The 10,140-nt window shown below is 72.9% G+C and carries 12 protein-coding genes and 1 tRNA gene; 5 read left to right on the forward strand and 8 right to left on the reverse strand.

The window, feature by feature from the left end:
• A partial coding sequence (locus OUY22_RS33440; RefSeq protein WP_270159277.1) for an HAD family hydrolase occupies positions 1–196 on the forward strand: 196 nt, incomplete at its 5' end.
• On the opposite strand, the gene OUY22_RS33445 is transcribed toward OUY22_RS33440, so the two are convergent.
• Both OUY22_RS33445 and OUY22_RS33450 read right to left on the reverse strand, forming a co-directional pair.
• A complete protein-coding gene (locus OUY22_RS33445) occupies positions 187–699 on the reverse strand; it encodes a bacterial proteasome activator family protein (protein WP_270159278.1) in 513 nt (170 codons plus the stop codon). The genes OUY22_RS33440 and OUY22_RS33445 overlap by 10 nt on opposite strands.
• 5 nt (positions 700–704) lie before the next feature.
• On the reverse strand, positions 705–1,661 hold the full coding sequence (locus OUY22_RS33450) for an NAD(P)H-quinone oxidoreductase (RefSeq protein ID WP_270159279.1): 957 nt from the start codon (positions 1,659–1,661) through the stop codon (positions 705–707).
• Between the two features lie 114 nt (positions 1,662–1,775).
• Here OUY22_RS33450 and OUY22_RS33455 point away from each other — a divergent pair, with 114 nt between their 5' ends.
• Positions 1,776–3,779: a nucleotide-binding protein gene (locus OUY22_RS33455; protein ID WP_270159280.1), complete on the forward strand. Its 2,004-nt coding sequence runs from the start codon at positions 1,776–1,778 to the stop codon at positions 3,777–3,779.
• A 2-nt stretch (positions 3,780–3,781) separates the two neighbouring features.
• Here the strand turns inward: OUY22_RS33455 and OUY22_RS33460 are convergent.
• Positions 3,782–3,868, reverse strand: a tRNA-Ser gene (locus OUY22_RS33460).
• A 51-nt stretch (positions 3,869–3,919) separates the two neighbouring features.
• Between OUY22_RS33460 and OUY22_RS33465 the strand changes: the two genes are divergently transcribed.
• A complete protein-coding gene (locus OUY22_RS33465; protein WP_270159282.1) occupies positions 3,920–4,246 on the forward strand; it encodes an STAS domain-containing protein in 327 nt (108 codons plus the stop codon).
• On the opposite strand, the gene OUY22_RS33470 is transcribed toward OUY22_RS33465, so the two are convergent.
• Genes OUY22_RS33470 through OUY22_RS33490 form a run of 5 tightly spaced genes read right to left on the reverse strand, consistent with a single transcriptional unit; the run spans position 4,229 to position 8,309 of the window.
• Entirely contained in the window at positions 4,229–5,074 is an 846-nt protein-coding gene (locus OUY22_RS33470) for an NUDIX hydrolase (RefSeq protein WP_270159283.1), read from the reverse strand. The two genes, OUY22_RS33465 and OUY22_RS33470, sit on opposite strands and share 18 nt — an antisense overlap.
• Positions 5,075–5,086: 12 nt before the next feature.
• Positions 5,087–5,827: a M15 family metallopeptidase gene (locus OUY22_RS33475; RefSeq protein ID WP_270159284.1), complete on the reverse strand. Its 741-nt coding sequence runs from the start codon at positions 5,825–5,827 to the stop codon at positions 5,087–5,089.
• Positions 5,828–5,870: 43 nt separating this feature from the next.
• Positions 5,871–6,110 (reverse strand): hypothetical protein, encoded by a 240-nt coding sequence (locus OUY22_RS33480; protein WP_270159285.1) that lies wholly within the window; start codon positions 6,108–6,110, stop codon positions 5,871–5,873.
• The gene (locus tag OUY22_RS33485; RefSeq protein WP_270159286.1) at positions 6,107–6,520 is read right to left on the reverse strand and encodes a hypothetical protein; all 414 of its coding nucleotides are present in this window, start codon (positions 6,518–6,520) and stop codon (positions 6,107–6,109) included. The genes OUY22_RS33480 and OUY22_RS33485 overlap by 4 nt, the downstream gene beginning before the upstream one ends.
• A 16-nt stretch (positions 6,521–6,536) precedes the next feature.
• Positions 6,537–8,309, reverse strand: coding sequence for an MDR family MFS transporter (locus OUY22_RS33490; RefSeq protein WP_270159287.1), 1,773 nt, complete (start codon positions 8,307–8,309; stop codon positions 6,537–6,539).
• Between the two features lie 79 nt (positions 8,310–8,388).
• Here OUY22_RS33490 and OUY22_RS33495 point away from each other — a divergent pair, with 79 nt between their 5' ends.
• Both OUY22_RS33495 and OUY22_RS33500 read left to right on the forward strand, forming a co-directional pair.
• Positions 8,389–8,958, forward strand: coding sequence for a TetR/AcrR family transcriptional regulator (locus OUY22_RS33495; RefSeq protein ID WP_270159288.1), 570 nt, complete (start codon positions 8,389–8,391; stop codon positions 8,956–8,958).
• A 121-nt stretch (positions 8,959–9,079) separates the two neighbouring features.
• Positions 9,080–10,140: S1 family peptidase (locus tag OUY22_RS33500; protein WP_270159289.1), on the forward strand; the 1,061-nt coding region annotated here is incomplete at its 3' end.

Consider the following 10,140-nt stretch of genomic DNA (forward strand, 5'->3'; position numbering starts at 1 on the left):
CGAGCGGCACGACATCGAAGCGTCGGAGGTCGTGGCGTTCGGTGACATGCCGAACGACCTGCCCATGCTCGCCTGGGCAGGCACCTCCTACGCGGTGGCCAACGCGCACCCCGGCGTGCTGGCCGCGGTCGACCACGTCACCGCGGCCAACGACGACGACGGCGTCGCGCTGGTGCTGGAGAAGCTCTACAGGTAGGGGCCGGAGCCGCCCGGCGGGCGGTGGGGCTCGTCGGGCCGCCCTCCGGGCAGCGCCCTGCGCATCTGCTCCAGCTGGGCGCGGGCCGCCATCTGCTGGGCGAACAGCGTCGTCTGGATGCCGTGGAACAGCCCTTCGAGCCAGCCCACCAGCTGCGCGTGCGCCACCCTCAGCTCGGCGTCGCTGGGCGGGGCGCCGGTGTCCTCGGTGAAGGGCAGCGACAGCCGCTCCAGCTCCTCCACCAGCTCGGGCGCCAGCCCGTCCTCAAGCTCCTTGATGGAGGACTGGTGGATGTCCTTCAGCCGCTTGCGGCTGGCCTCGTCCAGAGGGGCGGCCCTGACCTCTTCCAGCAACTGACGGATCATGCTGCCGATGCGCATCACTTTCGCAGGCTGCTCGACCAGGCCGGCGACAGAGCGCTCGTCCTCGCCGTTATGACCCTGACCCTGGAAGTCGGGGCCCACCACCACGATGTGAGGGGAGTTGTTGTCCTCAGCATTCATAAGTCTCACCGTACTAGCAGGATCTTCCCGACGTGACTTCCGGAATCCACCATACGGTGAGCCTCGGCCGCGTCGGACATCGGCAGCTCGGCGAACACCACCGGCCGCACCGCGCCCCCCTCGACCAGCGGCCAGACGTTCTCCACGACGCTGCGGACGATCGCGCCCTTCTCGTCCACCGGCCGGGCCCGCAGCGTGGTGCCGTGCACCGAGGCCCTCTTGGCGAGCAGCACGCCCAGGTCCAGCTCGGTCTTGCGGCCGCCCTGCATGCCGATGACCAGGAGCCGCCCGCCGGTCCGGAGCGCCCGCAGGTTGCCGGCCAGGTAGGCGGCGCCCATGATGTCGAGGATCACGTCGGCCTTGACGCTCTCAGCGAAATTCTCCTCGCGGTAGTTCACGTACGCGTCGGCGCCCAGCTCCTTGACCCGCTCGCCCTTGTCGGAAGAGCCGACCGTGACCACCACGTTCGCCCCGAACGCCTTGGCGAGCTGCACCGCGAACGTGCCGATGCCGCTCGCGCCGCCGTGCACCAGCAAGGTCTCGCCCTTGCGCAGCCGGCCCAGCATGAACACGTTGGACCAGACCGTGCACGCCACCTCGGGCAGCCCGGCGGCCTCCTCCAGCCGGACGCCCCGCGGCACCGGCATCACCTGCTGCCACGGCACCGCCACCCGCTCGGCGTAGCCGCCGCCGGCCAGGAGCGCGCACACCTCGTCGCCCACCGCGAACTGCTCGACCCCGTCGCCGACCTCCGCCACCACGCCGGAGACCTCCAGCCCCGGGTAGGGAGAGGCGCCCGGCGGCGGCTGGTAGTTGCCCTGGCGCTGCAGGACGTCCGCCCGGTTGACCGCCGAGGCGGCCACCTCGACCAGCACCTCGCCCCGCTCGGGACGGGGGTCGGGAACCTCGCGCCACTCCAGCACCTCTGGCCCGCCGCTGCGGGTGATCTCGATGGCTCGCATGCGCACCACCGTAACGGGGCAGAGAAGTTGTGGGTTGCCGGCGTTCCCCGCAGCGCTTGGCGTTAATCTGCAAGATATTTGCTGCCCCTTTAGACCCACCCGAGGGGGAACACGGTGGCACGACACGATCGAGAGGAATCTCTCGAGGAACAGCTCGCCTGGCTGGACGCCATCAAGGAGTCCGAGGAGGCGCCGGTCAAGGTGAGCGCCAAGACCGGCCCGGGAGTCCCGGCCGACGAGACCATGGTCGTCTCGCCCTACCCTCAGGACCCGTGGGCGTCGGTGCCGCAGCACGACACGCCGACCCCGCCGCTGTTCCGCGCGGCGGTCGACTCGGTGTACGGGGCCGAGGCGGTGCCCGCGTCCGAGAGCGAGGCGGGCGAGTGGCTCGACCGGGCGGCCGGCCGGGACGACGCGCCCGACGACGGCGCCGACACCAGGCCGGCGATCGACGACGCGTTCCTGGCGCCGCTCAAGCCGCTGCCCCGGCCGGACGACACCGACAGCTACGCGCTGACGTCCTTCCCCGAGCCCGGGAAGCCGGAGCGGCGGGAGCAGTCGGAGGAGCAGACCGAGGAGAACCTCCCCTGGCCCGTTCCGCCCGCCTGGGCGAGGGAGAAGCCGGCCGAGACCCGCGCGGCCGAGACCCGCGCGGCCGAGGCGGGGGCCGCCGAGGACGGGTCCGCCGACGAGCCCGCCGACGAGCCGGTTGACGGGCCCGCCGACGGGCCCCAGCAGGACCGCGAGCAGCCGCGCCGGACCTTCCCCGAACCGCGCCCGTCCTTCGACTCCTTCGGCGAGACCCACCCCTCCTACGACGAGCCCCGCCCGTCCTACGACGAGCCCCGCCCGTCGTTCGGCGGGCGGCGCCCGTCCTCCGGCGAGTCCCGTCCCGTCTTCCCCGAGCCGCCGCGGCGCTCCTTCGACGAGCCGAGCCCGCCGTTCGCCGAACCGTCCCAGCGCGCCTTCACCGGCGGCGCGGAGCCCCGCACGTTCGACGAGCACCTCAGGTTCCAGGAGCCGGACGTCTCCGCCGAGCCGCGCACGCGGCCGGAGGACCCGCCGCCGCCGCGCCACCGCCCGGCCCCTGTGCCCGTCTTCAACGCCCCGCCGAGGCCGCCGCTGACCGGTAGGCCCAACGCCGAGAGCCTGGACCCCGACACGCTGCTGCGCGGCCGCCGCAACGCGCCGTCGAAGGGCTGGCGCCGCCTGGTCTACAAGGCGTCGGGCGGCTGGATCAAGCCGGGCGAGCCGCCGGAGGTCAGGCGCCGCCGCGCGCTGATGGCCCGGGCGCGCACTCCCGTCGCCACCGGCCACCACCGGGTCGCCGTGCTCAGCCTGAAGGGCGGCGTCGGCAAGACCACGACGACGGTCGGCCTGGGCGCCACGCTGGCCCAGATCCGCGGCGACCGGGTGATCGCCGTCGACGCCAACCCCGATCGCGGCACGCTCTCCGACAAGCTGCGGCTGGAGACCTCGGCCACGGTCCGCGACCTGCTGACCGAGCGAGACCAGGTCAAGAGGTACGTCGACATCAGGGCCTTCACCTCACAGGCGCCGTCGCGGCTGGAGGTGCTGGCCTCCGACCGTGACCCGTCGGTGTCGGAGGCGTTCAGCGGCGCCGACTACCAGGCCGTCTCCCAGGTGCTGGAGAACTTCTACTCGATCTGCATCACCGACTGCGGCACCGGCCTGCTGCACTCGGCCATGGGCGGGGTGCTCGGCCTGGCCGACCAGATCGTGCTGGTCAGCTCCCCGTCGGTCGACGGCGCGCGGGCGGCCTCGGCCACGCTCGACTGGCTGGAGGCCCACCACTACGAGAACCTCGTCCGCGAGGCCACCGTGGTCCTGTGCAGCGTCAGGCCGCGCTCGAAGTCGGCCGTCGACCTCAACAAGCTGGAGGGCCACTTCGCCGCCCGGTGCCGGGCCGTGGTGCGCGTGCCGTACGACCCGCATCTGGAGGAGGGCGCGGAGATCGACCTGGACCGGCTGCAGGAGGCCACCAGGGACGCTTACCTGCAGCTCGCGGCGAGTGTCGGGGACGGTTTCGCCGGGCCTGGAGGTGAGGGGGCGGCCTCAGGGAGGCCGTCTGACGCGGCGAGCCGGCCGGGAAGGTGAGGCGGAGGGTGTGGGATTCGAACCCACGAGGCCATCGCTGACCTGGCCGCTTTCAAGGCGGCTGCACTCGTCCACTATGCGAACCCTCCCGTGCGGACACCACGATAGCGGCTGCCGTGGCGCCGGTGTACGTTCAGGAGGTGGCGGATCTCAAGATCGAGGTGGCGCGGGCGGCCCGCGCGGCCACCGTGCGCCTCCGGGGTGACCTGGACAAGCTGACGGCTCCGGACCTGAAGGGGCGGCTCGACGAGCTGGCCGCCGAGGGCCGGGTCGACGTCGTGATCGACGCGACGGGGCTGGAGTTCTGCGACTCGAGCGGCCTGTGGGTCCTCGTCGAGCATCAGCGCGCCGTGGGCGGGCGCGGCGGCACCCTCCGGCTCACCGGGGTGCACGGCGTCCTGCGGCGGGTGCTGGAGGTGACCGGGCTCAAGGCCGTCTTCGACGACGTGTTACCCGCCCAGTTGTGACAGCAGCCACGTGGGCCCCGTCGTGTCCGCTCCCAGCGCGGCGACCCGTTCCTTCAGCTCCCGGTCGGCGGTGACGACGAGCACGCGCTCCCACGGCTTGGCCCGGCGCACCACGTCGACGATCGCGTCGTCGCCGCTGCCGGCCGCCGCGACCACCTGGACGCCGGGGATGTGGGGGGTGCCCCTGGCGGCGCCCTCGACCACCGCCACCATGCGCGGATACCACTGAGCCAGCACCGGGTGGGCCAGCCGCAACCCCGACACCGCCTCCAGCAGCCGGGTGGCGGCGCCCAGCCGGTCGCGCCACCAGCCGCGCTCGGCCCGCGCGCCGACGATGTTGGCCACGTCGAGCACCAGTGTCTCCGGGCTGATCGCGCCGCTGAGGGCGCCCCACGTCTCGGCGAACCCGGGGTGCAGCGTCCTGGCGGCCACCTCGCCCAGCGGGAGCCAGCGCAGCTCGTCGCTCTCGCCGTTGGCGCAGACCGCCGCCAGCCGCTCCGCCGACTCCGCGATCACCGTCTCGAACGCCCACCCGCCGTGGTCGTCGCGGTAGACGCCCTGCACCCGCAGCCGGTCGCCGGCCAGCGCCGCCTCCTCGCGGGCCTCGCGCAGCGCGGTGGCCACGGCGTCCTCGTGGCTGTCCCGCGCGCCTCCGGGCAGCCCCCACGTGCCGCCGTGGTGGCTCCACGCGGACCGCTTCTGCATCAGCACGTGCGGCACCCCGGTGTCGTCGTGGTGCACGGCGAGCAGCCCCGAGGCGCCGTGCAGCCCCCAGTGGCGATGTCCTCGCCCGCACTCCGTCCAGCCGTCGCCGTCCCTGTCAGCCATGTCGTGATTCTCTCAGCCGCCGCCCTTGGAGAAATGCTGGTAGTCCTTGATGCCCGACCAGTAGCCGCCCCACTCCCAGCCCACCTGCTCGAACGCCCGCACCACCCGGTCACCCGGGTTGATCACGCCCTTGCCCTTCATCGGCCGCTTGGTGTACTTCTCCGCGTTGGCGTGGGCCGTCCGGCCGCTCGCCGTCACGTACGGGTTCTCCCGCGGGTTGATGTCGATGGCCTGGCCGTAGGCGTGCTTGGACCAGCCGCTCGATCCGGTGGCCCGGCGGCAGTTGAAGGCGGAGGTGTTGTCGGCGTCGATGGAGTCGAAGTCGTCGCCCTTGTAGACGTCGATCAGCTCCATCCGCCTGATCGGCCAGCGCCAGTCGTACAGCTTGCGGAAGACCGTGATGATGTCGTCGGTGACGTTCTCGCGCACGACCAGTTCGCCGGTGTGCGGCCTGTCGTCGAAGCCCCAGTAGGTCATCGTGATCAGCCGCAGGTCGCTGTAGGGGACCGGGCAGCCCTCCCGCCACGAGTGGCGCAGCTGGTCGCGGCTGAGCCGGCTCACCTTGGCGGTGAACTCGGGCGGCTCGGTGGCCGTCGGCGACGGGCTCGCGGGCGGCGCGGACGTGGTGGTCGGCGTGGCGGGCGTCGTGGCCGACGTGGCGGGCGGCGCCGGCTCGCCGGACGCGGCCGGGTCCCGCCCGCCGCACGCCACCGACGCGAGCACCACGAGCGCCAGGGTTGCGGCACGCTTCATCCCGCTACGATACGTCACGTTCCAGCAGGTCAGCAGGTACGACTCAGCTCTCGGCGGACTGCCTGCCCCGGGCGGTCAGCTCGCGCAGGGCGGCGGCCGCGTACCCGGCCAGGCCCAGGAACGACCCGCCGGCCAGGGCCCCGCCGACCCACAGGTCGTTCACGGTCGCGGCGGTGAACTCGGCGCCCCTGGGCTGGTAGCCGACCACGAACGGGGCGGCGACGAGCCATAGCCCGGTCACGAACAGCAGGGCGAGCGCGGTGACGCCCAGCCTGGCGCTCATCGCCCGTCCTCCGCCCCGACGCCGAGGGGCGCCGAGCCGTTGGACCGCGGCTCGCGCCCGCTCGCGCTCAGGTCCTCGCGCAGCGCCTCCACCAGCGGCGCCAGCAGGGCGGCCAGCTCGCCGGACGACGGCTGCGGCGCGGCGGGCGCGGGCTCCGGCTCCCGCCTGCGCTCGCGTACCCGCACCAGGCCCCGGGCGGCGAGGTCGGCGCGGATGGCGGCGGCGAAGGCGACGGCGCCGGCCAGGCCGGTCAGGGTCACGCCGAGGCCGGTGACGAACTCCGTCACGGTGGCGGAGTTCCAGGACGCGCCCTCGGGCTGGGTGCCCAGCGCGAACGGCGCGATCATCAACCAGAGCCCGGCCAGGGCCGCCAGGGCGGCCAGCACGGCGCCGGCGAACTTGCGAGTCACTGCGGGATCCCTTCTGTCACGAGCGGCGGCCTGTCACGAGCGGCGGCCTGTCACGAGCGGCGGCGCGGCGCGCGATGAGCGCGCGCGAGGTGGGCCGCAGCACGTCCCGCGCCACGGCCCTGGCGCGTTCCCTCTCGGTACGGCCGTCCGGCGGCGCCATCCTGGCCACGGCGGTGAGCAGCGCCGACGGCCGGTCGCCGGCGTGCTCGACGCGCTGGGCCACGAGTTCGAGCAGCAGCCCGGCCAGCACCAGGTCGTCCTCGCTGAGCGACAGGCCGGCGGGCTGGGGAGCGGCACCGCCGCGCAGCGGCAGCTCCTTCAGGAAGATCACGGCCACGAAGCCGAGCAGGGTGATCGGGACGCCCACGAGGAAGACGGTCTCCAGGCCGCGGGTGAACGCCTCCAGCACGGCGTGCTTGACCGGCTCGGGCAGCGCCTGGATCGCGTCGGGGCTGCCGAGCGCCGGCCGGTCGCCCGACGCGGGCATCTCGGCGTTGAGCCGGTTGGTCAGGATCGCGCCGAACCCGGCGACACCGACGGCGCCGCCGAGCGAGCGGAAGAAGGACACGCCGGAGGTGGTGGAGGCCAGGTCGCGGATCTCGGCGCCGTTCTGCGCGGCCAGGATCAGCATCTGCATGCTCAGGCCGAGCCCGGTGCCGAGCACCGCCAGGTCGAAGCCGATGAGCACCGGGCCGGAGTCCACGTGCAGGCGCGACAGCAGGAGCAGCCCGACGGCCACCAGCAGCAGTCCGATCACCGGGAAGATCTTCCACCGGCCGGTCCTGGTGACGATCTTGCCGGAGACGACGCTCGACAGGAACAGCGTGACGACCATGGGCAGCGTCATCAGGCCGGAGTCCGTCGGGCTCATGCCCTGGACGACCTGCAGGTACTGCGGCATGTAGATCATCGCGCCGAACATCGCCACGCCGACGAAGAGCGAGGCGACGCTGGTCAGCACGAAGGTGCGGTTGCGGAACAGCCGGGGAGGCAGGATCGGGTCGCTCGCGGCGCGCTCGGCCGGCACGGCCAGGGCCAGGGACAGCAGGCTGATAGCGGCCAGGGCGTAGGTCCACGGCGAGTGCCAGGCGAACTCGGTGCCGCCGAGGGTCAGCAGCAGCATGAGGGCGGTGGCGCCGGCGGTGATGGCGGTGGCGCCCCAGACGTCGACGCGGGTGTCGCGCTTGACGTGCGGCACCTTGAGCACCTTCTGGATCACGAAGGCGGCGATCACGGCGAGCGGCACGCCCACGTAGAAGCACCAGCGCCAGCCCAGCCACTCGGCGTCCACGAGGAACCCGCCGAGCAGCGGCCCGGCGACGGTGGAGACGCCGAAGACGGCGCCGATGTAGCCGGAGTAGCGGCCGCGCTCCCGCGGGGAGACGATGTCGCCCAGGATGACCTGGGCCAGGGCCGACAGGCCGCCCGCGCCGACGCCCTGCAGGGCGCGGCCGGCGATGAGCTGGCCCATGTTCTGCGAGAGCCCGGCGGCGAGCGAGGCCGTGACGAACACTCCCAGCGCGACCAGGAAGAGGCGCTTGCGGCCGAACAGGTCGGACAGCTTGCCCCACAGCGGGGTGGACACCGTCATCGTCAGGATGGTCGCGGAGGCCACCCACGAGTACTGGTCCTGCCCGCCCAGCTCTCCGACGATCGTCGGCAGCGCGGTGCCCACCACCGACGTCGAGAGCATCGAGGTGAGCAGGGCGAGCATGAGCCCGGCCATGACTTCGAGGATCTCGCGATGGGTGTACTGCTTGGGGGTTGGGGCCGCCGCCTGCCCTGACAAGTCACCACATCCCCTCGCGTATCCTCGGGAAGTATACGCTCGTTTACTAGCCGTTCCGCAAGCCGATATATTCCCGACCATGAGAGCTGAGGCCCGCCCCAGGGACCGTGCGGCCACCCGGCGGCGGCTGCTGGACGCCGCCAGGGCGCTGTTCGCCGAGCACGGCTACGAGCGCGTGACCGTCCGCATGATCGCCTCGGCGGCCGACGCCAACGTCGCTCTGGTGGGCCGCTACTTCGGGTCGAAGGCCGGCCTGTTCGGCGAGGTCCTGCGCGGCGAGCCGACGCTCCAGGTGATCCTGGAAGGCGACCGGGAGGGCCTGCCGCGCAGGCTCGCCGAGTTCGCCGCCCTCCGCATGCACGCCGACCCCAAGAGCCGCATCCTGCGCGCCCTCGCGCACTCGGCCGACGACCCGGAGATCAAGGAGCTGGTACGGGAGCGCCTGCGGACGGCGTTCATCGCGCCGCTCGCCGAGTTCCTGGGCGACGACCCGGACGCGATGGCCAAGGCCCGGGCCGCGGCGGCCCTCCTCACCGGCATCAGCAACGTCCGCCGCGCGCTCGGCCCGGAGCCGCCCACCCCCGGGGACGTGGACCGCCTGACGGCAATGTTCACAGTTTGCCTCGATATTTCAGGACAAGGACCATAAGACCGAAATAGGGCGTTTTTGGGTACGTGTCGCTTCCCAGCGCAGCCGTTAACTTGACAGCACCCCCCCTCAAGGAGTGCACATGTTGGGTAAGCGCTATGCGCTGGCAGGAGCCACTATCGTGGCCTGCCTGGCATTCCCCTCCACCCCCGCCCTGGCCGGACCGGCTCCCGCGGGCGACCCGACCACCCCGCCGGCCGTCATCGACGCACTCGAACGCGACCTGGGCCTCTCCGAGCAGCAGGTCGTCACCCGGCTGGCCAACGAGCAGCGCGCCGCCGCCGCCGAAGCCGTGCTCAACGCCTCGTTAGGCGGCGACTCCTACGCCGGCGCCTGGCTCAACGCCGACGCCTCCAAGCTCATGGTCGCCACCACCGACGCCGCCGAGGCCAAGGCCATCGAGGCCAAGGGCGCCCAGCCGGTCGTCGTCTCCCGCACGCTGGGCCACCTGAACGCGGTCAAGGACCAGCTCGACCAGGCCGCCGCGAAGGCCGGGACCGCCGCCTCCCTCTGGTACGTGGACGTGACCACCAACAGCGTCGTCGTCCTGGCCGCCACCCAGGAGGCCGGCGAGGCCCTCGCCGCCGCGGTGGGCGACAAGGACGCGGTCAAGGTCGCGGTCTCGACCGAGAGCCCGCAGCCGTTCATCGACATCATCGGCGGCTCCGCGTACTACATCGGCTCCAGCCGGTGCAGCGTCGGCTTCTCCGTCACCAGGGGCAGCACCCCCGGCTTCGTCACCGCCGGCCACTGCGGCCGCGCCGGCGCGCGCACCACGAACCCGACCGGCACCTTCCAGGGCTCGTCGTTCCCCGGCAACGACTACGCCTGGGTCGCCGCCACCGGCAACAACCCCACCCCGTACGTGCGCGGCTCCGGCGGCTCGCTGGTGACCGTCCGCGGCTCCACGCAGGCGTCGGTCGGCGCGTCCATCTGCCGCTCCGGCTCCACCACCGGCTGGCGCTGCGGCACCATCCAGCAGCACAACGCCACCGTCCGCTACGCGCAGGGCACCGTCTACGGCCTGACCCGCACCAGCGCGTGCGCCCAGCCGGGCGACTCCGGCGGCTCGTTCATCTCCGGCAGCCAGGCCCAGGGCGTCACCTCCGGCGGCTCCGGCAACTGCAGCACCGGCGGAACCACGTACCACCAGCCCGTCAACGAGATCCTGTCGGCGTACGG

Origin of the sequence: Nonomuraea corallina (assembly GCF_027620315.1) — a bacterium.
GTDB classification, from domain to species: domain Bacteria; phylum Actinomycetota; class Actinomycetes; order Streptosporangiales; family Streptosporangiaceae; genus Nonomuraea; species Nonomuraea corallina.